At 57.5% G+C, this 24116-nt stretch carries 18 protein-coding genes; 8 read left to right on the top strand and 10 right to left on the bottom strand.

Annotation, left to right across the window (positions count from 1 at the left end):
* Positions 1-4 precede the first annotated feature (4 nt).
* On the top strand, positions 5-664 hold the full coding sequence (gene mnmC2, locus OS189_RS09765; protein WP_267167129.1) for a tRNA (5-methylaminomethyl-2-thiouridine)(34)-methyltransferase MnmC2: 660 nt from the start codon (positions 5-7) through the stop codon (positions 662-664).
* On the top strand, positions 661-1530 hold the full coding sequence (locus tag OS189_RS09770; RefSeq protein ID WP_267167130.1) for a DMT family transporter: 870 nt from the start codon (positions 661-663) through the stop codon (positions 1528-1530). Before mnmC2 ends, OS189_RS09770 begins: the two co-directional genes overlap by 4 nt.
* Here OS189_RS09770 and OS189_RS09775 read toward each other — a convergent pair.
* On the bottom strand, positions 1495-3468 hold the full coding sequence (locus tag OS189_RS09775) for a lytic transglycosylase domain-containing protein (protein WP_267167131.1): 1974 nt from the start codon (positions 3466-3468) through the stop codon (positions 1495-1497). The two genes, OS189_RS09770 and OS189_RS09775, sit on opposite strands and share 36 nt — an antisense overlap.
* Before the next feature lie 160 nt (positions 3469-3628).
* On the opposite strand from OS189_RS09775, the gene dapA reads away from it, so the two are divergent.
* Together dapA and OS189_RS09785 are read left to right on the top strand one after the other, a co-directional pair.
* Positions 3629-4501 carry a 4-hydroxy-tetrahydrodipicolinate synthase gene (dapA, locus tag OS189_RS09780; protein ID WP_267167132.1) on the top strand — a complete coding sequence of 291 codons (873 nt, stop codon included), beginning with the start codon at positions 3629-3631 and terminating at the stop codon, positions 4499-4501.
* A 90-nt stretch (positions 4502-4591) separates the two neighbouring features.
* Positions 4592-5755 (top strand): M20 aminoacylase family protein, encoded by a 1164-nt coding sequence (locus OS189_RS09785; RefSeq protein ID WP_267167133.1) that lies wholly within the window; start codon positions 4592-4594, stop codon positions 5753-5755.
* 22 nt (positions 5756-5777) lie between these two features.
* Here OS189_RS09785 and OS189_RS09790 read toward each other — a convergent pair whose 3' ends face one another.
* The 8 genes from OS189_RS09790 to OS189_RS09825 all read right to left on the bottom strand — a co-directional run bounded on the left by OS189_RS09790 (position 5778) and on the right by OS189_RS09825 (position 16841).
* Entirely contained in the window at positions 5778-6650 is an 873-nt protein-coding gene (locus OS189_RS09790) for a dimethyl sulfoxide reductase anchor subunit family protein (protein WP_267167134.1), read from the bottom strand.
* A complete protein-coding gene (locus OS189_RS09795; protein WP_267167135.1) occupies positions 6650-7408 on the bottom strand; it encodes a 4Fe-4S dicluster domain-containing protein in 759 nt (252 codons plus the stop codon). Before OS189_RS09795 ends, OS189_RS09790 begins: the two co-directional genes overlap by 1 nt.
* Positions 7409-7502: 94 nt before the next feature.
* The gene (locus tag OS189_RS09800) at positions 7503-10343 is read right to left on the bottom strand and encodes a molybdopterin oxidoreductase family protein (RefSeq protein WP_267167136.1); all 2841 of its coding nucleotides are present in this window, start codon (positions 10341-10343) and stop codon (positions 7503-7505) included.
* 16 nt (positions 10344-10359) lie between these two features.
* A complete protein-coding gene (gene pta / locus OS189_RS09805) occupies positions 10360-11358 on the bottom strand; it encodes a phosphate acetyltransferase (protein WP_267167137.1) in 999 nt (332 codons plus the stop codon).
* A 41-nt stretch (positions 11359-11399) separates the two neighbouring features.
* On the bottom strand, positions 11400-13178 hold the full coding sequence (xsc, locus tag OS189_RS09810) for a sulfoacetaldehyde acetyltransferase (RefSeq protein WP_267167138.1): 1779 nt from the start codon (positions 13176-13178) through the stop codon (positions 11400-11402).
* An 87-nt stretch (positions 13179-13265) separates the two neighbouring features.
* Positions 13266-14750 carry a MocR-like pyridoxine biosynthesis transcription factor PdxR gene (gene pdxR, locus OS189_RS09815; protein WP_267167139.1) on the bottom strand — a complete coding sequence of 495 codons (1485 nt, stop codon included), beginning with the start codon at positions 14748-14750 and terminating at the stop codon, positions 13266-13268.
* Between the two features lie 229 nt (positions 14751-14979).
* Positions 14980-15237 carry a YMGG-like glycine zipper-containing protein gene (locus OS189_RS09820; protein ID WP_267167140.1) on the bottom strand — a complete coding sequence of 86 codons (258 nt, stop codon included), beginning with the start codon at positions 15235-15237 and terminating at the stop codon, positions 14980-14982.
* 212 nt (positions 15238-15449) lie between these two features.
* Positions 15450-16841: an aminotransferase family protein gene (locus OS189_RS09825; RefSeq protein WP_267167141.1), complete on the bottom strand. Its 1392-nt coding sequence runs from the start codon at positions 16839-16841 to the stop codon at positions 15450-15452.
* Positions 16842-17076: 235 nt separating this feature from the next.
* On the opposite strand from OS189_RS09825, the gene OS189_RS09830 reads away from it, so the two are divergent.
* The 4 genes from OS189_RS09830 to OS189_RS09845 all read left to right on the top strand — a co-directional run bounded on the left by OS189_RS09830 (position 17077) and on the right by OS189_RS09845 (position 21880).
* Entirely contained in the window at positions 17077-18363 is a 1287-nt protein-coding gene (locus OS189_RS09830; RefSeq protein ID WP_267167142.1) for an NAD(P)/FAD-dependent oxidoreductase, read from the top strand.
* Positions 18364-18690: 327 nt separating this feature from the next.
* Positions 18691-19689 carry a taurine ABC transporter substrate-binding protein gene (locus OS189_RS09835; protein ID WP_416237478.1) on the top strand — a complete coding sequence of 333 codons (999 nt, stop codon included), beginning with the start codon at positions 18691-18693 and terminating at the stop codon, positions 19687-19689.
* Between the two features lie 119 nt (positions 19690-19808).
* Entirely contained in the window at positions 19809-20615 is an 807-nt protein-coding gene (locus tag OS189_RS09840) for a taurine ABC transporter ATP-binding protein (protein ID WP_267167144.1), read from the top strand.
* Between the two features lie 5 nt (positions 20616-20620).
* Positions 20621-21880, top strand: a complete 1260-nt coding sequence (locus tag OS189_RS09845; RefSeq protein ID WP_267167582.1) for an ABC transporter permease — start codon at positions 20621-20623, stop codon at positions 21878-21880.
* Positions 21881-21959: 79 nt separating this feature from the next.
* On the opposite strand, the gene OS189_RS09850 is transcribed toward OS189_RS09845, so the two are convergent.
* On the bottom strand, positions 21960-24083 hold the full coding sequence (locus OS189_RS09850) for a DEAD/DEAH box helicase (RefSeq protein WP_267167145.1): 2124 nt from the start codon (positions 24081-24083) through the stop codon (positions 21960-21962).
* Positions 24084-24116: the final 33 nt, after the last annotated feature.

The following is a 24116-nucleotide window of genomic DNA, read 5'->3' on the forward strand; positions in this document are numbered from 1 at the left end:
GCACGTGCAGGACCAGACAGCACAAATTGAATGGCGTGACGGGCGTGTGCCTGTTTCTACCCGTTTTGATGACCCATATTTCAGCCTTGAAAACGGGATGGATGAAACGCGTCATGTGTTCTTGGCTGGTAACGATCTGCCTGCACGGTTTTTGGATGGTTTTCACGTGGCCGAGCTTGGTTTCGGTACAGGATTGAATTTTTTGGTGACATTACAGGCGTTTCGCGCCAGTGGCTGCACAGGAAAGCTGCAATTCACCAGCTTTGAGGCTTATCCGATGGCTATGAATGATTTGCGCGCTGCCTTGCAGGCATTTGACGGCCTGCCTGACGATCTGGCGCAGCAAACCAAATTCCCCGAGCATCTGGTCGGCCCTGATTTTACCTTGCGTGTGATCACAGGCGATGCGCGCGCCACCTTGCCGAAGTGGGAAGGCCGTGCGGATGCGTGGTTTCTGGACGGGTTTTCGCCTGCAAAAAACCCCGAGCTCTGGTCGCCGGAGTTGATGGCGCAGGTCGCTACGCATACGGCTGAAAGCGGGACGGCAGCCACCTACACGGCGGCGGGATTTGTACGCAGGGGGCTGGAGGATGCGGGGTTTAGCGTAACCCGCGAGCAGGGCTATGGCCGTAAACGCCATATGACCCGCGCGGTAATGCCATGACCCAAAGCAACAATATCCCGCTGGGAATCGCGTTGATGATCGCCACAACGTTTGTGTTTGCTGTTCAGGATGGCCTTTCGCGACATCTGGCGGGTGAATACAACGTGCTGATGGTGGTGATGATCCGGTATTGGTTCTTTGCGGCCTTTGTGATCACCATTGCCAAACGGCGCGCGGGGGGCATCCGTGCCGCTGCGCAGACATCGCAACCGCTGATCCAGATTGCGCGCGGGCTTTTGCTGGCTCTTGAGGTGTGTGTTATGGTTGCCGCCTTCACCATTCTGGGACTGGTGGAAAGTCATGCTGTTTTTACCTGTTATCCGCTGCTGGTGGCGGCGCTGTCCGGTCCTGTTTTAGGCGAAAGTGTCGGCTGGCGGCGCTGGGCGGCGATCGGGGTGGGATTTATCGGTGTATTGATAATCTTGCAGCCCGGCGCATCGGTCTTCGATGTACGCGCGCTGATCCCTCTATTGGCGGCTACCATGTTTGCCGTTTACGGATTGCTGACACGTTACGCCTCCCGGCGAGACAGCACCGCCACCAGCTTTTTCTGGACAGGCGTTGTCGGCGCGTTGGCGATGACCCTGCTGGGCATGTGGTTCTGGGAACCGATGAGTGCGCGTGACTGGCTGTGGATGGGGTGTTTGTGCATTACCGGCGTGACGGGGCACTGGCTGTTGATCCGCTGTTACGAAGTAGCAGAGGCCAGCGCAGTGCAGCCTTTCGCGTATCTGCAACTGGCATTTGTCGCGGTCATCGGTATCTCGGTGTTCGGAGAGACAATCAGCACCAACGTTGCTATTGGCTGTTTGATCATTGTGGCGGCGGGGCTATTCACCTTTTGGCGCGAACGCCTTCAGCGTTGAGCCTGTAAGCTCGTCGTAAAAGGAGATGGGTAACGGATCACGGCCTAGACGGGCGCGATAGATTGGCAGGCTTTCCGTGACCCGCATGATGTAGTTTTGCGTTTCGCGGAACGGAACCATCTCAACCCAGTCAACGATATAGATGTCGCCCTCACGCGGATCGCCATAATCGTTCATCCAGCGGATCGGGCGGCTGGGTCCGGCGTTATATCCTGCGGCCATCATCACAACATTGCCGTCAAACCGCCCTGCAAGCTCTGCCAAATACTGCGCGCCCAATCGGGCATTATAGACCGGATCAGCGGTCAACCGGTCTGTCGTGTGTTGCGCCTTGATACCCAACCCTTGCGCCACTTCCAATGCTGTCGCAGGCATCAGTTGCATCAGGCCGCGTGCGCCGACATGGGATTGCACAACGGGGTCGAACTCGCTTTCGCGGCGCGCGATTGCCAGTGTCATTTCCGGCGCCATGGGCAGATCTGCCTCACCTGCGGGGTGCAGGGCATAATAGGGCGCGGCGATTTCCAGACCGCGCTGCGCTGCACGTTTGCCGATCATCACCGCGATATGAGGCTGGCCTACATCAATCGCGGCCTGGCCCAACAGTTCAAGGTCGGGTTCCATCAGTTGCTCTGCGAGATGGGTCCAGAACCGCTCGGCAAGGTTCAAATCACCCGAAGCTTGCAGCAACAAACCCGCTTCGAACAAGGGGGCTTTTGCCAAGGCGCTTGTGCGCCAGTCTTGTGCCGGTGGCAGGCCTTTCAGCTTGTCAGGGAAAGGGATGCGCGCACGTTCGGCGGCGAGAAGGCCGTAAAAAGATGTCTGGAAGTTCGCCCCCATGCGATAAGCAGCAGTCGCGCCTTCGTTATCGCCCGCGGCTTCGAGTGCGCGGCCCTGCCAGTAACCAGCACGGCCTTGGCTGATGGGGGATTCGACGGCAGAATCGTGGTTAAGGAAGTGCTGATGCGCGCGCAGCGGATCATCCAGAAACCGCAAGGCGATATAACCAGCAAGCCATTCCAGATCAGCGTAATCCGACCCTTCGGTAAGAAAATGCTGCGATGCCATGGCATAGGCGCGGGCCGGATCACCCGAGCGCATTTCCCCCCGTGCGAGCGCGCGACGGCGGTTGCCCCATGCGGCGGGATTGCCCAAGGTATCGAAGCTTTTCGAGGCTTCTACCAGAAGATCCTTGGCATCGCCCACACGTCCCTTGCGGATCCGCCATTCAAACAGGGCGTGATTTACGCCGCCTGTAGCTTTCAGCGACGCAGGCAGTTTATCATAGATAGACGCCGCGTTGCCGGTGCGGCGGTAAAACGCGATGCGCGCTTCGGCGGCCTGCTCTGCGCTTTTGCTGGCAAGGCCGTACATCTGACGTGCTTCGTCATATTCGCGCTGCCAGACCATTGCATCCAGCCGCGCATCATGATGCGGCTTTAACAGTGCTTCATGAGCGTCAAGGAACGCCTCTTGTGATGTGGCGTTCATTGGCATTGTGCGCCACGCAATAACCAGATTGGCCTGCGCAGTGCCGGTCAGGCCCTTGGCCGTTAGTGCGGCTGCGTGGGCCAGAACACCGAGCGGGGTCTGTGCCGGTGTTTCCTCAAAAAATGCGATGATCGCTTCGTCGTTTTGTTTGATCACTTCGGGTTCAGAGCGGCGGCGCAAGTAATCCATTCCCGGCCAGTCGGGGCGGCGTTTGATGAAATCGACGATTTCGTCGTAACTGCCTACCGCAGCGCGCAAACGGTGCCAGATAATCACATCACGGGCCACTTCGCCGTCACGGGCGGCGATTTTTTCTGCAGCTGTAAAATCGCCGCTGCGCATGGCATCCAGACCCCAGCCCAACGGGCGGGGGCGTTCGGCATTGGCGGGCAAAGCCATGGCACACAGCAGCAACAGGGCCGTCAGATGGCGGGTCATGGCTTGCATTTCCTATCTCGCTCACAGTAGAGCCTTATAGCATAGCCTATCTGTGCGCGTGTTCAATTCACGTGTACGCGTGTGGGCTGTGTTTCTCTTGCGCACCTGCTTGTGGGGCGCTTTCATCCCCGGCGGCCTTTCCGGTCTCCAGCACATAAGGAGCGTGCACATGTTTTCAGGTTCTATGCCTGCCCTCGTCACGCCGTTTCGCAACGGCGAGCTGGATATTGAAACGCTGAAAAAACTCGTGGAATGGCACGTCGGCGAAGGTTCGAACGGTCTGGTTCCTGTCGGCACAACGGGCGAATCACCAACCCTGACACACCGCGAACATGAGGCGGTGGTTGAGGAAGTGGTCAAAGCCGCCGCTGGCCGTATTCCCGTGATTGCGGGCGCGGGAAGCAACAATACACTTGAATCGATCCGTCTTGCCCAACATGCCGAAAAGGTCGGGGCGAATGGCGTTCTGGTTGTAACCCCGTATTACAACAAACCCACACAGCGCGGTTTGATTGCGCATTTCACGGCTGTGCATGATTGCTGTGAATTGCCGATCATCATCTACAATATCCCACCACGTTCTGTCATTGATATGACGCCCGCAACGATGGGCGAGCTGGCCAAACTGCCGCGCATTGTGGGCGTCAAAGACGCCACCGCCGATCTGTCGCGCGTCAGCGCGCAGCGGATCACCTGCGGCAAGGATTTCATCCAGCTTTCGGGCGAAGACGGGACCGCACATGGCTTTAACGCGCAAGGCGGTGTCGGCTGCATTTCGGTCACGGCCAATGTCGCGCCGAAGCTGTCGTCGCAGTTGCAAGCGGCCTGCAAGGCGGGTGATTATGCCAAGGCGCTGGAAATTCAGGACAAACTGATGCCCCTGCATCAGGCGATCTTTACCGAGCCGGGGGTTGTGGGTGTCAAATATGCCATGTCGCAACTTGATCTGTGTTCCGAAGAAGTCCGTTTGCCTTTGACGGGACTATTGGACAGCACCCGCAAGCTGATTGATGACGGGCTGAAGCACGCAGGCCTGCTGTAAGTTATCGGGGTGGGGCGCGGCCCCGCCCTATCCATCGCAGATTTTCGGTCATAAAGTGGCGCAAACCCTCTAGTGTCCGGAGTCTGCCTGATGAACATCCTTCCCCTCATTGCCGAAAGCATCGATGAACTGACCGCGATTTTTCGTGATCTGCACGCGCATCCCGAAATCGGCTTCACCGAAGACCGCACCAGCGGCATCGTCGCAGACAAGCTGCGCGAATACGGTGTGGACGAGGTGCATACAGGGCTGGGCAAGACTGGCGTTGTCGGGCTAATCCACGGCAAGAAACACGGCAACCGCCGCGTGGGCTTGCGCGCCGATATGGATGCTCTGCCGATCCAAGAAATTACAGGGCTGGAATATGCATCGACCAATGACGGTGTGATGCACGCCTGTGGCCATGACGGGCACACAACAATGCTGCTGGGGGCGGCCAAGCATCTGGCGGCGACCCGTGATTTTGACGGTACCGTTGTGTTGGTGTTTCAGCCCGCCGAAGAGGGCCTGGGCGGCGCACGGCAGATGATTGCGGATGGTCTGTTTGAGCAATTTCCCTGTGATGAAATTTACGGCATGCACAACTGGCCGAGCGGTCAGGCGGGGAAAGTGGGTATCTGCAAGGGTGTCGCCATGGCAGGTGCTGCATTTTTTGACATCACGGTGACTGGCAAAGGCAGCCATGCGGCGCGTCCCTCTGATGGAAAGGATGCGCTGATCATCGCGGCAAGCCTTACGAGCGAGCTTCAGACAATCGCGAGCCGGAACGTGCCGCCGCTGGATACCTGCGTGCTGTCCGTGACCCAGCTGCATGCAGGGGCTGCCTATAATGTGGTGCCTGAGATCGCGACACTGGCCGGCACGATCCGTTATTTCAAGGACGAGATTTACGAACTCGCCGCGGGGCGGATGCAGGCAATTTGTGACGGTTTTGCACTGGCCCATGACGTGCAGATCACTTGTGCGTTGCGAAATGTGTTTGATGTGTTGATCAACGATAATGATCTTTCAGACGCCTATATGGAGGCGGCGGCGGATATCGTCGGGCTCGAGAATACATTTGACAAGGCCGAGCCTGCTACGGGATCGGAAGATTTTGCCGATATGCTGAAAGTTGTGCCGGGGGCATATTGTATCATCGGGCATGCGGGGACAGTGCCCTTGCACAATCCATCCTTTTTGCTGGACCCTGAAATTCTGCCGGTGGGCGCGTCTGTCATGGCGCGCGTGGTGGAAAAGCGTCTGCCGCTTTAAGGGGGCAGCGCTTGGGAGGCGGTTAGCGCTTGCCATAGTAAAGGCCGACGACGTGCTCGGCTTGCGCAAAGAACAGCCAGCGTGCGGCAAGAACGCCACCAACATGGGCGGCGACCGCAATCAGGGCGATCCAGTGGTTGAACGGGAGCAGGAGCAGGATAAGGGGAAGAATTGTCATTAGGCCAATTGCGATGATCCGCAGCTTTTGCGCGTGTTTGCGCCCGATAACATAGACAAATTCGCGCAGCAGATAATTGGTGCCAGTGTGTGGCGGTTCAAATGCGCGTACGGTTCCGATACTGCCCAAGCCGGTTGCAGTTGCCATATCTGTGCCGCTGTTTGCCAATGCGCTGTCGCCATGCATCCAGGTGAAAACCTGAATGGCACCTGCCAACGCGAGCAGGATTACCGCCCATGTGGTCTGACCGGACAACAGCGCGCCACCGGCGATGCAAAGGGAAATGAAGTTCGCGGGTGTCAAAAGACTGTTCCAGCGCGGTACGGTTTTTAGCTGGCCGTAGATCATCGAGGTGGTGAAGACTGTGCCGAGCGATGCGATCGCGCCGAGCCAGCCCAGAAAAACCCAGCGCTGTTCAAAAAACACCAGACCTGCGCCGTAGATCGCCATGAGTGTCAGGGCGGCAACCGCGCACCAAGCTTCCCGTGAAAGCCAGCTCGTGCGCCATTGGGTGAACGCCTTGAGCGCGCGTTCGGGATGGCCAAGGTGGAAGGTGGAAGAGATGAGCCCGCCAACCGCCAGAAGATAGGCGATGGTGAAGAAGGCAAATGCGCTCCACCCTGTTGTGGCGGGCATGCCGAGGCCGAGAAAGATCAGCAGGCCGAAACCCAAACCCGAGAAAGTGGAGAAGAAGATGACAGATGGTGCGGGATGCATCAGATTTTCTCCAGCGTTTTGTCGAGCCAGCTCAGGAAGCCTTTGCTCTCTGTTGCGACAGGTTCGAGGAAGGGGGCGAGGATGTCGAGCTGTTCGTCCTGTCGGGCAAGCTGGTCTTTGGGGCGCGGGGGCAGATATTTGTTCACCGGTTTGGTGCCTTGTTCAGGCATCAGATCAATACCGCCCCGCTCTGCCACCAGTTTGGACACATCTGAATTCGGATCCCCTAAATCGCCGAAATGGCGCGCGTTTGCGGGGCAGGTGCGGACGCAAGACGGGGTGCGATCCACCTCTGGCAGGTTTTCGTTATATATACGATCAACGCAGAGGGTGCACTTTTTCATCACACCTGCGGCTGCGTCCATTTCACGTGCGCCGTAGGGGCAGGCCCATGCGCAAAGACCACAGCCGATGCAGTCACTTTCGTTCACCAGTACGATGCCATCCTCGACACGTTTATAACTGGCCCCTGTGGGACAGACGGTGACGCAGGGTGCGTCATCGCAGTGCAGGCAGGATTTGGGAAAGTGGATCAGCTGGGCATCGCCTTGGCTTGGCTGGACCTCGTAGCTGTGCACGCGGTTGAGGAAGGTGCCGGACGGATCAGCGCCGTAAGGGTCCTGATCTGACAGGGGGGCACCGTAGTTTTCAGTGTTCCAGCCTTTGCAGGAGATCACGCAGGCGTGGCAGCCTACGCAGGTGTCCAGATCAATGACAAGGCCGAGCTTCTTCTCGGTACTGGTGGGCAGTTGTGTCATATGGTCTGCTCCTGTTTTGACGGGATGAGGGGGCCAGCCCCCATCGGCATGCTGCCGATTCCCCCGGGATACTTTTGGCCAAAAGAAGTAGACATCATTTGCCAACCTTCCATTTCAATTCCGAGGGACCTTGGCCAACGGGAGATTTCAGCGGAGGCATCGAGGGTTGTGATTCTGCATCTGGTGGAGGGTTTACCTTTTTGATCGCGACTTTGAGGTCGAACCATGCGGCCTGTCCCGTGACGGGATCGGAATTGGCCCAACGCAAGCCATCGCCTTTGGGGGGCATCAGTTCATGGATGAGATGGTTGAGCAAGAACCCTTTGGTGGCCTCCGGTGCGTCCTTGTCCAGAGCCCAAGCACCTTTGCGTTTGCCTATGGCGTTCCATGTCCAGATGGTATTTTCGTTGAGCGCCGCCATTTCCATAACCGGCACAGTGATGGCGCCGTGGGGAGAGGTGATTTGTGCCCAGTCGCCATCGGCGAGACCGCGTGCGCGCATCAGTTTGGTTGGTACATACATCGGGTTGCGACCATGGAGCTGGCGCAACCATGCGTTCTGGCTTCCCCATGAGTGGTACATTGCCATCGGTCTTTGAGTTAGGGCCGTTACAGTAAAGCCTTCGTTGCCCTGCTGATCGGTGTCGTACCAGATGGGAAGGGGCGACATGGTGTGTTTGATCCGTGCGCGCAGGTGATCAGGCGGTTGGCGTTTTCCATGGCCTTCCGCCGCGAGCTGGAATTTGCGCATCGGCTCTGCATAGAGGGAAAAGAGGTAGGGCTGGGGCGAATCATAGAGGCCCATTTTGACCGCCCAGTCCTGGTAGGCTGCATTCCAAGGTTTGTAATAGTTCGAACCATCGGGGATGTGTTCGACAAAGAAGCCGCCATTTTCGATGTAGTTATCGATCTGGCTTTCGTTCACGCCGCCCCGCCCTGCCTGGGGGCCATGATCGCCCATGCGCCAACCGGCGAGCGGACCAACGCCGGGGCGGCGTTCATGATTGACGATATAGTCTGCGTAATCCGCGTATTTTTGCGAGCCGTCATCGTTGGTGAAGGCAGGAAGGCCGAGGCGCGCGCCCAGGTCACATAAGGCGGATTGGAAGCCTTTTACATTGCGGTCAGGTTCAACAACAGGCCAGCGGATTGCATCTGCCACGGCATCTGCCTCGCAAATGGGGCGGTCGAGCAGCGAGATGCAATCGTGGCGTTCAAGATAGGTGGTGTCAGGCAGGATCAGATCGGCGTAGGCGACCATTTCGGAACTGTAAGCATCCGAGTAGATAATGCGGGGGATCACATATTCGCCGCTTTCGTCCTTGTCTGTCAGCATCTGTGTGACGCCAGAGGTGTTCATGGAGGAGTTCCACGACATATTCGCCATGTACATGAACAGCGTATCGATTTTGTACGGATCACCGGCGTGGGCATTGGAAATGACCATATGCATCAGCCCGTGCGCCGACATCGGATTTTCCCATGTGAAGGCTTTGTCGATGCGGGCGGGGGTGCCATCGTCTTTGAGCGCCAGATCATCGGGGCCATGCACAAACCCGAGGTGCGGGCCATCAAGCGGTGCGTTTGGCGTGACCTTGCAATGCGGTTTGGGATGGGCGGTTGCGGGTTTGGGATAAGGAGGCTTGAACCGGAACCCGCCCGGCACTTCGACAGTGCCAAGGAGGATTTGCAGCGTGTGCAATGCGCGGCAGGTCTGGAAGCCGTTGGCATGGGCCGAAATTCCGCGCATGGCGTGGAAAGAGACCGGTCGCCCGGTCATGGTTTTGTGATGCTCGCCGCGGAAATCGGTCCACTCCTGCTCCAGCTCAAAGGCTTCTTCGAAGGCAACCCGCGCCAGTTCGGCGGCTAGTGTGCGGATGCGCTGGGCCGAGATGCCGCAGCGTTCGGCCACGGCTTCGGGGGCGTACTTCTCGTCCAGATACATCTCGGCCATCTGGTGGAAGACTGGGCGGTGCGTGACACCCGCTACGCGCAGGGTCGCGGCCAGATCGGGTTTAACGCCCTTTTGATCATAGGGCGTCTGTTTGCCCGTCTTGCGGTCAATCACCAGTTCCTTGCCGCCTTCGTCGCGCAGTTTCAGACCATATTCAGGGGATTTTTCATCCCCGTTGATCAGCACGGCGGCGTCTGTGTATTGCGCGAGATAGTGCAGGTCGATCTTGCCCGCTTTCATCAGGCAATGAATCATCGACAGGATGAACAAGCCGTCTGTTCCGGGTGTGATGCCGACCCAGTCATCGGCCACTGCGTTATAACCGGTGCGGATGGGGTTTACGCCAATTATCCGCGCACCGCGTTTCTTGATTTTGCCGATGCCCATTTTGATAGGATTGCTGTCGTGATCCTCGGCCACGCCGAACAGCATGAACAGCTTGGTGTGGTCCCAGTCGGGTTGGCCGAACTCCCAAAAAGCGCCGCCCATGGTGTAGATACCGGCGGCGGCCATGTTGACAGAGCAGAACCCACCGTGTGCGGCGTAGTTTGGCGTGCCGAATGACTGCGCCCAGAGAGATGTAAAGGATTGTGACTGGTCGCGGCCTGTGAAGAACGCCAGCTTTTCGGGCGCGGTTTCACGGATCGGCTTTAGCCAGCTTGCCGCGATGTCATAGGCCTCGTCCCAGCTGATTTCCTCAAACTCGCCCGATCCGCGTTCGCCCACCCGTTTCATCGGCGCGCGCAAGCGCGACGGGGCATTGTGCTGCATGATGCCAGCTGAGCCCTTGGCGCACAGCACGCCCTTGTTCACGGGATGGTCGCGGTTGCCCTCTATGTAGGCAACCTTCAGATCGCCTAGCGGGTCTTTTTTCATATGCACGTTGATGCCGCAGCGGCAGGCGCACATATAACAGGTGGTTTTGCGGATTTCGTCGGAGACTTTGGGGCTAAGGTCCAGCACCGGTTGTTTGTGGGTCATGTTATCTCCTGACGGGTCATTTTGCGGCCTGTAGTGTGGTCACCGCAATCATATTGGTCACATCCGCGGCGGTGCATCCGCGTGACAGATCGTTTGCCGGGCTGTTGAGCCCCTGAAGGACGGGACCGATGGCATCACATCCACCGATACGCTGGGCAATTTTGTAGCCGATGTTCCCCGAGTTAAGATCAGGAAAGATAAATACATTTGCTTTGCCTGCGACAGTTGAAAGCGGTGCTTTGGACGCACCGATTTCCGGCACAAAAGCCGCGTCAAACTGTAGCTCGCCATCAACGGGAAGGTGGGGGTGTTCGGCACGCAAGATGTCCAGTGCACCGGTGACCTTGGTGACGCTGGCGTGGCGTGCTGATCCTTTGGTGGAAAAGCTGAGCAACGCAACGGCAGGCGGATCGCCCAGCAACTGTGCGCAGGAGGCGGCAGATTGTACGGCAATGGCTGCCAGTTCATCCTGATCCGGATCAACAACCATACCACAATCGCCGAACACCATAGCGGTGCGGCCTGAAAGATGGCTGTCGGGGAGGATCATTAAAAAGAAGGATGACACCAACGCCGCATCAGGAGCCTTGCCAATCATCGTGAGAGCTGCGCGGATGGTTTCCGATGACGTGGTCACAGCCCCGCCTACTGTGCCATCGGCATCGCCGTTGCGCACCATTAGGGCGGAAAAGATCATCGGGTCACGTGCCTGGGCCGCGGCAATCTCGGGGCTGACCGCTTTGTGCTTTCGCAACTCGCTATACAGGGCGGCGTATGTTTCTGTCAGATCGGATGTTTCAGGGTCTTGTATGCGCAGCCCTTCGCGGTTTTGTGCCCCCGCATCGGAGAGGCGCGCGGTTATTTCGCCTTCCGGCCCAACAAGCGTGATCGGGCCCATCCCTGCGTCAAGTGCTGCGAGTGCGCCGGCCACAATCCGTGGATCGTGGCCCTCGCTTAGTACGATATGGGCAGGCCGAGCGGCCGCGCGTTTTCGAAGATCGCGCAGAAAACTCATATCGGCCTACCCTTTTCTTGCAGTGCGTTGTTCAGCACAGCTTAGACAGTTGGCTCACGCATGTCAGCAGCGTTGATGCCTGCAACCTCGACAGGCTTCTTCATTGCGTCGCGGCGGAAGGGGTCGCCCAGCTCCTGGTTGATCATCGCTTCGATCAGCGTCGTTTTGCCATGGTTCATCTGGTCGTCCAGCGCTTTGGCAAGTGCGGCTGTCAGCTCTTCCTGTGTGCGGGCCACAACACCTTGCAAGCCACAAGCCTGCGCAATGCCTGCATAGGATACGTCTGTATCCAGTTCGGTGCCGACAAAGTTGTCATCGAACCACAGGGTCGAATTGCGCTTTTCCGCACCCCACTGGTAGTTGCGGAAAACGATCTGGGTGATCGCAGGCCAGTCGCCGCGCCCGATCGCCGTCAGTTCGTTTACCGCGATGCCGAACGCGCCGTCACCGGCGAAGCCCACAACCGGCACATCTGGCTGGCCGATCTTGGCACCCACAATAGCAGGCAGGCCATAGCCGCAAGGGCCGAACAGGCCGGGGGCCAGATATTTACGTCCCGTGGTGAAGGAAGGGTATGCGTTACCGATCGCGCAGTTGTTGCCGATGTCGGAACTGATGATCGCCTCTTCCGGCAGCGCGGACTGGATCGCGCGCCATGCCATGCGGGGCGACATCCAGTCAGGCTTGGCCGCGCGGGCGCGCACGTTCCAGTCCGTGCCCGGATCATCGGCTTCGTCGGTCATCGAGGTCAGTTCTTGCGCCCAAGCGGATTTGGTCTGCGCGATGAGGTTCTTGCGCTCCTCGCGCCCCGCATCGCCTGCGGTGTCCGCCAGCTTGTCCGTGATTGCCTGCGCAACCTTGGTCGCATCACCAACGATACCCACAGTTACCTTTTTGGTCAGGCCGATACGATCAGGGTTGATATCTACCTGAATGATTTTCGCATCTGTTGGCCAATAATCGATCCCGTAGCCGGGCAGTGTGGAAAACGGGTTCAGGCGGGTGCCAAGGCACAGCACAACGTCCGCTTTGGAGATAAGCTCCATCCCAGCTTTAGAGCCGTTGTATCCAAGGGGGCCAGCAAACAGCGGATGATTTCCAGGGAAGGCATCATTGTGCTGGTAACCGACACAGACAGGCGCATCCAGTTTTTCTGCCAACACGCGGGAGGCATCGATGCCGCCCTTAGCAAGCACAACGCCAGCACCATTAAGGATCACAGGAAACTTGGCCTCGGACAGCATTTCGGCAGCTTTTGCCACAGCGTTTTCGCCACCCTGCGGCAATTCAAAATCAACCACCTCGGGGATTTCGATGTCAATCACCTGCGTCCAGAAATCACGTGGTACGTTGATCTGTGCCGGAGCGGAAGCGCGTTTGGCCTGCATGATGACGCGGTTCAGCGTTTCGGCAATGCGCGAAGGGTCGCGTACTTCTTCCTGATAGGCCACGCAATCGGCGAACAGGTTCATCTGCTCCATTTCCTGAAAGCCACCCTGGCCGATGGTCTTGTTGGCGGCTTGCGGTGTGACAAGCAGCAATGGTGTGTGGTTCCAGTAGGCGGTTTTCACGGCGGTGACAAAGTTTGTGATGCCGGGGCCGTTTTGTGCGATCATCATCGACATCTTGCCGGTGGCGCGGGTGTAACCATCTGACATCATACCGGCAGAACCTTCGTGTGCGCAGTCCCAGAATGTAATCCCGGCTTTCGGGAAAATATCCGAAATCGGCATCATGGCAGAGCCGATGATGCCAAAGGCGTGTTGGATACCATGGCGCTGGAGCGTTTTGACGAAGGCTTCTTCGGTAGTCATCTTCATGATGAGGTGATCCTTGATGTTGAGTGAGTACGAATCTGGCTTGTGCGCAATTTACGGTCCGGATGTGGAAAGGGTTAGGGCCAGTTATCAGGTCGGGATAGGGCCAGAAGCGGACATCGCATCAATCTCTGACGCCAGAATTTTCAACCCGTCGGGAATGCGTGAGGACGGGATAGAGGAATAGCCGAGACGGTAAAAGTTCTGTGGCTGGGTATCGCCACCGAAAAACGAATGCCCCGGCTCGATCAACACCCCCTTGTGACGCAGGTGGGCAGCGAGTATTTTTGTATCGATCCCCTCGGGTGCGCGCATCCAGAAAGAGGATCCACCATGCGCGCCCTGTCCGGCAATATGCATGCCAAGCTGACTGATAGCACCCTCCATCACAGACCGCCGCTCGTGCAGGGCGTTGCCCATGCGGCGGACAAGCGCATCGTAGTGACCGAGCGAAAGGAAGTAGGACGCGGTGCGCTGGATGTGGCCTGGTGGATGTCGTAACACGGATGCGCGCAGGGCGCGGGCCTCTCGAATGAACTGCTCCGACCCGACAAGATAGCCAAGACGCAAACCTGGAAACAGGGATTTGGAGAAGCTGCCAACATAGATCACCCGCCCGTCAGTATCGAGCGATTTGAGCGCAGGCGAGGGGGCGCGCAAAAACGAGGTTTCAAATTCGTAGTCATCCTCGACGATTATCGCGTCGATTTCTTTTGCCTTGGCCAGCAGCGCACGGCGGCGTTCCATCGGCATCGTTGCATTGGTGGGGCATTGGTGGCTGGGGGTTGTGAAAATTACATTTGTATCTGGCGGAACCGCATCAGGCGGCAAGCCGTCATGATCGACGCGCACAGGTGCCACGTGGCAACGTGACTGGATCAGGATATCGCGCAATGCGGGATAGCAGGGATCTTCCAGGGCGGCGCGGCGGCGCTGCGTAAGTAGAACCTGAGCTGTCAGCCAAAGCGCATTTTGCGCACCCAGCGTTATAAGGATTTGCTCTGGCGCGGCGGTGATGCCCCGCCGTGGCAACGTATGGCGGGCGATAAAATCGATCAGGTTCGGGTCGTCCTGATCGTAATAGTCGCTGGTCATTGATGTAAAGTCGCGCTGCCCCAGTGCTTGCAGCGCGCACAGCCGCCAGTTGGCGTGATCAAATAACGATTGATCTGCTTGTCCGTACACAAACGGATAGCGGTATTTCGCCCAGTCCTGCGGCTTGCTGGGGGTTACGCCGCCGCTAAAACGACGTCCGATGGCACGATTCCAATCAACAGCGTCTTGTGGGTCGGGGCCGGGGGTGAAAGATGGCGGGCTGGGCGCGTTTTCGGAGACGAAATACCCCGAACGCCCCCGCGAGGTGAGGTAATCATTGGCCAGCAACTCGGTGTAGGCGATGGTGACGGTAATGCGGCTGACACCAAGATGTAATGCCAGTTTGCGTGTAGAGGGAAGCTTCTCTCCACAGCGGAACCGGCCCGACAGGATGCCTTGTGCAATCATCTGCTGGATTTGTGACTGCAGTGTTCCTTGCGCTTCGGGCAGGAGAAAGAAGGTTTCGACGGGAAGGGCCATTGCTAGAGATTACGCTGGACCTAATTGGAAATCAATCTGGATATATCCTTGGGTGAAATCAGAACATTTCCACAAACCGAACGATTTTCATGGGCTGACTTTTCATTTCGCCAGTGAAACCTGCAGTTTCAAAATGCGGTAAGTTCGACAGATGGCCGGCGAAGCATCAGTCGCAAAAAGACCCCGCCTGTCTGGCGGGGTCTCTGTCTAGGTCGTCGTAGTGTGAAGCTTACGGGCAGGCTGCAATGTAGGTTGATCCATTCGGACGCTGGTAGGTGCAGTTGCCGTTCTGATGGCGGTTGATCAGCGTGCCTGCTGCCAGACCTGCCGCGCCGCCAATGATGGCACCTTTGGCTTTGTCATCGCTACCTGACACGGTTGCGCCGATTGCGGCGCCAGCTAGCGTCGATGCCGCCAAATTGCCATCGGGCGTATCACAAGCAGCCAGCGAGGCGGTCATCGAGATTGCAATAAGAAAATTCTTCACTTTTAGTCTCCTGCTATTTCACAAGTTAACGCACAGGGCCCTCGAAAGGTTCCCTGCTGTGTGCGCTTTTGGTCCGACTATGCTATCGTACACAGCCAACAGCGGATTGCGCCAGATCAATTCAGGCGAATAAATCGGGAACGGCGGCAAGTCGCAAAAAATGGCCCTCCCATAAGGGAAGGCCTGATACTATTGCTACTGTACTGGGTGTTTTAGCCAAGAACGCGCGACATGGCGCCATCAACGGCTGTGATGATCTGGTTGATATCGTCTTTAGTGCAGATCATCGCAGGCGAGAAACAAAGTGTGTTGTTCTTACCCGGCAGGGAGCGGTTTGTGGCGCCGATGATGATGCCCTGCTGCATACAGTCCGCGACAATCGCGCCGACGACCTTTTCAGGCAGGGGGGCTTTGCTGTCACGGTCTTCCACCAGTTCCGCGCCGAGGAACAAGCCCTTGCCGCGCACGTGGCCGATTGCCATGTGTTTATCTTGCAGGGCTGCAAGCTGATCCAGCATATAATCGCCCATGACAGTAGTGTTTTCCAACAGGTTTTCGCGCTCGATGATCTTCATGTTTTCAATCGCGGCTGCCGGACCGGCAGTGCAACCGCCAAACGTTGAAATATCGCGGAAATAGCTCAGATGGTCGGACGGATCATCCTTGAACATGTCGAACACAGCTTCGGTTGTGACCAGACAGGAAATTGCGGCGTAACCCGATGCCACGCCTTTCGCCATGCTGACCATATCGGGCTTGATGCCGTACTGTTGGTAGCCGAACCACGTACCCGTGCGACCTACGCCGCAGACAACTTCGTCGATGTGCAGCAGGATATCGTACTGGTCACAGATTTCGCGAATACGCTCCCAGTAGCCGTCCGGCGGGGTGATCACGCCCCCGCCCGCTGTCACCGGTTCCAAACACAGGGCGCCGACCGTGTCCGGCCCTTCGCGCAGGATGACCTTCTCGATCTCGTTTGCGGCCCAAACGCCGTAGTTTTCATCGGGGGCGCCGTCCTGTTCGTGTTTACGATACTCAAGGCAATGCGGCACGCGAATAAATCCGTCGGGGAAGGGGCCGTACTGCACGTTGCGTTCGTCCTGGCCGCCAGCGGCCATGGTTCCGATTGTGCCGCCGTGATAGTCGCGGTCACGATACAGGATTTTGTGTTTTTTGCCGCCGTACCGCTTGTGCGCGATCTGGCGTACCATCTTGAACCCCTTTTCGTTCGCCTCCGAGCCGGAAGACGCGAAATACACGCGGCTCATCCCGGGCATTTTGTCGATCAGCATTTCAGAGAAGATGGAGCTTGGGATCGATCCGGCGGTGCCACCGAAGAAGTTCAGTTTCACCAATTGGTCCCGTACGGCGTTAGCGATTGATTCGCGCCCGTAGCCTACGTTCACTGTCCAGACGCCACCTGATACGGCATCTATATGCTCTTTTCCGTGCTGGTCCCAGACACGCAGGCCTTTGCCCTCTACGATGATGCGCGGATCGGTTGTTTCATATTGTTTATGTTGGCTTAGATGGTGCCACACGTGGGCACGGTCGGCCTCAACAATGCGGGAGATGTCATTTTCGCTAAATGTACCGTCCATGATGGCGACCTTTCGAGTGTGCTTTAAGTTCGGGAAACGGGAAACCCAACCGGGCTATGATACCATATCTGACAGTCTATTGCGGATAAAAAATAGGGCCAGAACGTGCAGAGGAATGAGGCCAGATTGGGACGGATGTATTATTTCTTGCTTTTTGAGAGGCGGCGCGCGCAGATTTGACCTGTTGGCGGTAGGCGCAATTCGAAAAATGCAGGTAGGCATAGTCATGGATGACATGGATATTTTTTGGCAGCAAACCGCGCCCGATGGGGCCCAAGCGCAACGGCTGGAAGGTGATGCCAGCTATGATGTTGCGGTGGTCGGAGCCGGATTTACCGGATTGAACGCCGCACTCCACCTTGCAGAGGCGGGTGTAAAGGTGGCCGTGTTTGACGCGGGCCCGGTTGCGCACGGGGCATCGGGGCGTTCGGGTGGTCAGGTGAATCCGATGCTACCCGCCAAAAAGCCGCAAGAGTTGCGTCGCGCAGTGGGTGATCGGTATTTCGAGCGGATGGCGGAAACGTCGTTCCGGTCTGCTGATGATGTGTTTGATCTGGTGCGAAAGTACCAGATCAGATGTGAGGCACGCCAACATGGCTGGATCAGGGCGCAGCATTGCGACAGCGCGCGCCGTGAAGCAAATGCAAATGCACACCTTTGGAATGAAGCCGGTGCCGGTTTCGAGTTTGTTGACGCGGACGAAGTAACCCGCCTCAGCGGAGCGGTGGGTTATGTCGGAGGCGTGATTGCACCCAAAGGCGGCGCGATCCAGCCGCTTGCCCTGACACGGGGGCTGGAGGTGGCCGCCCGTGCGATCGGCGCGGACGTGTTCAGCTTTTCACCCGTGAAAGCGCTGGAGCGAAAAGAGGGCCGCTGGCACTTGCGCATTGGCGACCACAGGGTCGATGCAGAGCAAGTGATTTTTGCAACCAATGGATATACGGATGGACTGCTCAAAGGTTTGCGGGGATCGGTGTTGCCGCTGACGCCGCTGCAAATGGCGGCAGAAGGGCTGGACGACAGCGAAATCGGCCCGTTGCTGCCGCAAGGCCATACTATATCCGACACACGCCGATTGATCATGTATTGCCGCCGCGAACCTGGAGGACAATTTTTGTTCGGCAGTACGGGATATCGCAAACCCTTGGGTGGGATCGGTGGATTTTCCTGGATGCTAGAAGATGCTGTGCGAATCTTTCCAAGTCTGAAAAATGCCAAATGGAAATACCGCTGGGGTGGTCGCATCGCGCTCACTTCGGACGGAGTACCGCATTTGCACGCCCCGCAGCCCGGATTGATTGCAGGTCTGGGTTATAACGGTCGCGGTGTCGCGATGAGCCATGTGATGGGCCGCGAAATGGCCCGTATGGCGCTGGGAGTTGATCCTTCGCAGATCCCGATCCCGGTCACGAAAATACCGCGCTATAAATTCCGGACACCTCAGGTATTGGGTGCCGGACTGGCAATGGCCGCAATGCGCTGGCGTGACCAGAGAGAGACATTTCAAGGGTCGGGAAAGTGAGCCCATCGTCGTCCGACGGGGGAAGTTATCAATTTTTGGGCTGTCCTGCCAAAGTAGGCTGAAAAAATCGTGATTGTATTACAGAATTGATCGGCAACCCGAAATAATGTAACCCCTTGGGTAGTTTTGAAAATACTTTTAACAGCCGGACGGGGGTGATAACGGCGGTCTCAAATTGGTTCTAATTGTCTCAAAAGTGCGCGAAAATATATTGCATGTGACGGGCGCATCTCTAGGGTAAAACCTCTAAGCGGCACAAGTCGCAATACAAAGATACCGAGTTCCGCTAAAGGAGCCGGGCAAAACAACTGGGAGTTTAACAACATGATGAAGAAAACAGTGGGTGCATTTGTCGCCGGTGCGGTGATGTCGATTGCGGCAACATCTGCTTTTGCAGAAGGGCACGGCGAGATCACGGTAGGATATTTTCTTGAGTGGCCGATGCCGATGATGATCGCCAAAAACTCTGGCGCATATGATGACGCGCTGGGCATGAAGGTGAATTGGGTATCGTTCGAAACCGGTACAGCCATGTCAGCGGCGATGGCATCTGGTGATGTTCAACTGTCCGTGTCCCAAGGTGTGCCGCCGTTTGTTGTAGCCGCGTCCGGCGGTCAGGACATTCAGGTTCTGGATGTCGCGGTTTCATATTCGGACAACGATAACTGCGTGGTTGCGTCCGGTCTGGAAATTGACAAGGATTCGGCCGGAGAACTGGCAGGTAAAAAGGTTGCTGTGCCGCTGGGAACGGCTGCGCACTATGGCTTCTTGCGCCAGATGGATCATTTCGGGATTGATGTCAGCACACTGTCGGTTGTGGATATGGCTCCGCCGGAAGGTGCCGCTGCACTGGGCCAGGGCGCTGTTGATTTTGCCTGCGGGTACGGTGGCGGTCTGGGCCGCATGAAGGAATTCGGCAACGTCCTGTTGACCGGCGACGAAAAAGAAGCGTTGGGCATTCTGGTGTTTGACGTAACTTCCGGCCCTGCCGGCTATGTTGCGGAAAACGGCGAAACCGTCGCGAAGTTTCTGAAAGTCACAGCTGATGCGAACGCACAATGGGCGGCTGATCCTTCGGATGCGCATATGGCCGTGATTGCCCAAGAGGCCGGTATGGACATTGAAGCGGCGCGGTCCGCGATCGCCACAATGAAGTTTCCGACAATCGAAGAGCAGTTGTCCGAAACATGGCTGGGCGGCAACGCTGCGACATTCATGAAGGGTGTTGCGGATGTATTCGTTGAAGCCGGCTCTATTGATGCTGCGCTGGACGACTATTCAGGTGCGGTAAACACAGGTCCACTGGCAGCAGCCAAAGACATGTGATCCCGGCGGGATGATGACGGCCCGGCGTGCAATTGTGCGCCGGGCTGTTGCTTCTTCTCAAACGAGGCGGGGTCAACTCCGCCCATTGCGGGTCGTACTGACGACCAGAAAGCAGGGACATGTCCGGACTTTCCATTGAAAAACTTTCGATGCGGTTTGATTTGCCAGGTGGCGGGTCGGTGCAGGCGCTCAAAGACGTCTCGCTGGACCTGAAAGAAGGCGAATTGTTGAGCGTGCTGGGGCCATCGGGCTGCGGCAAGACAACGCTTTTGAATATTGTCGCGGGGTTTCTGGCGCCGACCGAGGGCGTGATGACCCTGAACGGCCACACGATTAAGGGGCCTGATGCCGAACGCGGTATGGTGTTTCAGCAAGGCGCGCTGTTCGAGTGGATGAGCGTGCGTGAAAACGTCGGTTTTGGTCCTTCCATGAAGGGAATGCCGAAAAATGACAAAGCCGAGATCGTGAACCACCTTCTTGATGTTGTCGGTTTGCAGGATTTCAAGGAAAAAGCGGTTTACGAACTGTCCGGCGGCATGCAGCAGCGCGTGGCACTGGCCCGTTGTCTGGCCAACGACCCCGATGTGATCCTGATGGACGAACCGCTGGGCGCGCTGGATGCGCTGACGCGCGAAAAGATGCAATCGCTGGTTCTGAAGCTGTGGAAAGAGACGGGCAAGACGATCATTCTGATCACCCACTCGGTCGAGGAAGCGCTGCTGCTGGGCGAGCGGTTGATCGTGATGGCGCCGCGTCCGGGCCGTATCCACAAAGAATACCGCCTGCCTTTTGCGGAACTCGGTGTGAATTCGGATTTGCGTGAAGTGAAAACCCACCCCGATTTCGGGCCGAAGCGTGAAGAGATTCTGAACATGATCTGGGACATGGAAGAAGAAATTATGGGCACAGCGGAGGCAGACGCATGACAGGACTGATTGTACTGGCCGTTTACGTCGGCATCTTTGTCGCCTCCATGGTGATTTTCACGCGTATCGGTGCCAGCATACGGGATTATACATCGCTAAAGACTGTGACCTTCGGGGATGAAAGTGCGGTGCGCCCCAACCGGGCGGCTGGCATCATTTCGATCCTGACGCTATTTTTGCTGTGGGGTATGTTTACCGGATCATCGCTGATCCCGCGCTTTTTACACGCGCCTGCACCCTTTGTGGGGCTAACCTCGTTTGAATACACGGTAGCGGCGAGCGGCCAACAAGACACTGCCACAGTGACAGTGCTGGTGCATGACCGTGAGGAAAACCCTGATCTGCCTGTGGTAGATGACGGTGATGGTATCGCCAAAAATGATAGCATCAAGGTGGCGCAATACCGCAGCAAACTGGTGCCGTTTGACAAGAACGACGACATCAAGAAAAGCGATGGCGCGAAAATCATTGCGATCAACGGCAAGAAGGTAAAACCGGGATCGCGTGTGAACATCGAAGGCGGGTCGGTGACGATATCCGACAAAGGCACGCCCAATTTTTCCCCCGACAATGGTCTGCAAATGGAGCCGCTTTACCTGCCTTCACCCGAAGCCGTGATCGAGCGGACAGGCAAGGTATTGCAGGAAGGGTTCCGTGGGACATCGCTGCTGGGGCATTTGGGCTGGTCGCTGTTTCGTGTGATCGCCGGTTTCCTATGCGGCGCGATTGTGGGCATCCCGTTGGGGTACGCGATGGGGCTCAGCAACTGGTTTCGTGGCTGGTTTGACCCGATCGTCGAATTCATGCGCCCTGTGCCACCGCTTGCGCTGATCCCGCTGGTAATTATATGGGCAGGCATCGGAGAAACAGGTAAAATTATCCTGCTGTTCCTTGCTGCGCTGTGGATTATGGCAATTGCCGCGCGTTCTGGCGTGTCGGGTGTCAAAATCTCCAAGGTTCATGCGGCGTATTCGTTGGGGGCCAGCAAATGGCAGATCATGCGCTATGTGATCATCCCCAACAGCCTGCCCGAGATATTTACCGGCGCGCGTGTGGCGATGGGGGTCTGCTGGGGAACTGTTGTTGCCGCTGAACTGGTCGCCGCTGAAAAAGGGGCGGGCATGATGATCATGGTCGCATCGAAATTCCAGAATACCGACATTGTCATTCTGGGTATCATCCTGATCGGCGTAATCGGTTTTGGCATTGATATGCTGATGCGCGGAGCCGAGCGGATATTGGTGCCGTGGAAGGGCAAAGGCTGATCCTGTTGTCGGAGTAAACCAAATGAAAAGGCCGGAGCAAATGCTCCGGCCTTTTCATTTAGATCACTTGGTAGTGAAATTACTTCTTCGGTCCTTTCGGACGGCTGGGCCGTGCATCGCCGCCTGCCTTCTTGGCTTTGCCCGGAGGGGTGAAGCGTTTGGAAGCGTCAGCCGCGCGGTTGTACCCACCAGATGGTTTGGCATCACGGCTGGCGGCGGCTTCGCCGGATGGCTTCTTCCAGACTGCTTTCGCGCCTGACTTAGCCTTCCCTGAAGGCTTTGCGGCACCTGCATCGCCGGCTTTGTCTTTCCAGACCGGTTTGGCTTTGGGCTTGTCGCCTGCCTTCAATGGTGTCCGCTCGGTCTTGTGTGATTTTGGCGGACGTGTGGCGTCACGCTTTGACTTGGCGGGGGCGCTACGTGGTTTATCGTTGCGCGGCTTGTAATCGGCTGCGGCGGTGTCGTCGCGGGGCGGCTTTGGCTTGCGCGCGGGTTTGGGCGCATCCGGATCATAGGCAGGCTTGCTGCGCTGGGCCGGTTTGTCCTTCCACGCGGGTTTCGGGCCGCGGTCGTTTCCGCCTCTTGGTCCACTGCCCTTATTATCGGGGCGGCCGGTGCGGGGGCCAAAATCGGGTACACCATCAAGGCGGGTGAGGGTCACACCGTCCTCGGCTTTCATATCGGCACCAAGAGCGTTTACCAGCTTGCTCACCGCGCCTTCGGCCACTTCGACATAGGAATGGCGCGGCTGCACACGGATTGCGCCGATGTCATCGCGGGTCATGTCACCGACACGGCACAGCATCGGCAGCAATGTGCGCGGCTCTGCCCCGTCATTGCGGCCTGTGGATACGCTGAACCAGACGGATTTTCCAAATTCTGCGCGCGGCGCGCTGTCCTTGCCTTCTCCGGGGGTGGAAAGCTCCTCGGGGGCTGATCCGCGCGAGCGGTGCAGGTTTACGAATGCGGTGGCAAGTTGTTCGGACGTGTAGCGTTCGACCAATGTGCCCACAAATTCTACGGCATCTTCGGGCGCCGGTGTTGTCCATGCGTCGTCGTTCAGCAGGCGTTCCTGATCTGCTGCGTTTACCTCGGCAGCAGAGGGCGGCAGCGCCCATTCTGCGTCCAGCTTGGCCCAGCCCATCAATCGGGTTGCCTTGGAGCGCATCTTGGGTGGCACGATCAGCGCGGATACACCTTTGCGTCCCGCGCGCCCCGTACGCCCAGAGCGGTGCAGAAGCGTATCGGCGTTGGTGGGTAGATCGGCGTGAATGACCAGTTCCAGATTGGGCAGATCAATGCCGCGCGCCGCAACGTCTGTCGCCACGCAGACGCGTGCGCGACCATCGCGCAAGGATTGCAGGGCATTTGTCCGTTCTTGCTGGGACAATTCCCCCGACAGCGCCACGACCGAAAAGTTGCGGTTGGTCAGGCGCGCAGTCAGGCGGGCCACCGCGGCGCGGGTGTTGCAGAACACAATCGCATTCTTGGCTTCGTAAAACCGCAGGATGTTCAGGATCGCGTTTTCAGTGTCACGCGGATTAACGGTCAACGCGCGGTATTCGATATCGGAGTGCTGCTTGCCATCGGCAACAACAGTTACACGCTGCGCATCGCGTTGATAGCTTTTCGCCAGCTTTGCAATTGCCGCCGGAACAGTGGCCGAGAACATCAGTGTCCGGCGCTCGGTGGGGGATTCGCTGAGGATGAATTCAAGGTCTTCGCGGAAACCCAGATCAAGCATTTCGTCGGCTTCATCCAGCACCACAGCGCGCAGATCGGTCAGGTCGATGTTGTTGCGCTTGATGTGGTCACATAGACGGCCCGGCGTGGCGACAACAACATGCGCACCACGGTCCAGCGCGCGCCGCTCGGTACGGGTGTCCATACCGCCAACGCATGTGGTAACAACCGCGCCTGCTTTGCCGTAAAGCCATGTCAATTCACGACTAACCTGCATCGCCAGTTCACGTGTGGGCGCGATGATCAGGGCCAGCGGCGCTGCGGCGCGGCCGAAATGGGTTAGGTCTCCCAGCAATGTCGGCGCAATAGCAAGGCCGAATGCAACGGTTTTACCCGAGCCGGTTTGCGCGGAAACCAACAGGTCTGCGCCATCGAGTTCAGGTGCAATTACAGCCTCCTGAACGGGTGTCATTGTATCATAGCCTTGGGCGGCCAGTGCGTCTGCGATCGTTTGAATCAAGGGGTATTCCTGAGCGGATAAAAGATGGAGTTC

The sequence above is a fragment of the Sulfitobacter sp. F26169L genome, assembly GCF_026410285.1.
Lineage (GTDB): Bacteria > Pseudomonadota > Alphaproteobacteria > Rhodobacterales > Rhodobacteraceae > Sulfitobacter.

Excerpts from the sequence above, each read along its gene's own strand:
- OS189_RS09775 (WP_267167131.1), bottom strand. The coding sequence starts at position 3,468 with ATGCAAGCCATGACCCGCCATCTGACGGCCCTGTTGCTGCTGTGTGCC.
- OS189_RS09840 (WP_267167144.1), top strand. The coding sequence starts at position 19,809 with ATGTCCGGACTTTCCATTGAAAAACTTTCGATGCGGTTTGATTTGCCA.
- OS189_RS09830 (WP_267167142.1), top strand. The coding sequence starts at position 17,077 with ATGGATATTTTTTGGCAGCAAACCGCGCCCGATGGGGCCCAAGCGCAA.
- dapA (WP_267167132.1), top strand. The coding sequence starts at position 3,629 with ATGTTTTCAGGTTCTATGCCTGCCCTCGTCACGCCGTTTCGCAACGGC.
- OS189_RS09790 (WP_267167134.1), bottom strand. The coding sequence starts at position 6,650 with ATGCATCCCGCACCATCTGTCATCTTCTTCTCCACTTTCTCGGGTTTG.
- OS189_RS09785 (WP_267167133.1), top strand. The coding sequence starts at position 4,592 with ATGAACATCCTTCCCCTCATTGCCGAAAGCATCGATGAACTGACCGCG.
- OS189_RS09825 (WP_267167141.1), bottom strand. The coding sequence starts at position 16,841 with ATGGACGGTACATTTAGCGAAAATGACATCTCCCGCATTGTTGAGGCC.
- OS189_RS09795 (WP_267167135.1), bottom strand. The coding sequence starts at position 7,408 with ATGACACAACTGCCCACCAGTACCGAGAAGAAGCTCGGCCTTGTCATT.
- pdxR (WP_267167139.1), bottom strand. The coding sequence starts at position 14,750 with ATGGCCCTTCCCGTCGAAACCTTCTTTCTCCTGCCCGAAGCGCAAGGA.
- OS189_RS09770 (WP_267167130.1), top strand. The coding sequence starts at position 661 with ATGACCCAAAGCAACAATATCCCGCTGGGAATCGCGTTGATGATCGCC.
- OS189_RS09800 (WP_267167136.1), bottom strand. The coding sequence starts at position 10,343 with ATGACCCACAAACAACCGGTGCTGGACCTTAGCCCCAAAGTCTCCGAC.
- xsc (WP_267167138.1), bottom strand. The coding sequence starts at position 13,178 with ATGAAGATGACTACCGAAGAAGCCTTCGTCAAAACGCTCCAGCGCCAT.
- pta (WP_267167137.1), bottom strand. The coding sequence starts at position 11,358 with ATGAGTTTTCTGCGCGATCTTCGAAAACGCGCGGCCGCTCGGCCTGCC.
- OS189_RS09835 (WP_416237478.1), top strand. The coding sequence starts at position 18,691 with ATGAAGAAAACAGTGGGTGCATTTGTCGCCGGTGCGGTGATGTCGATT.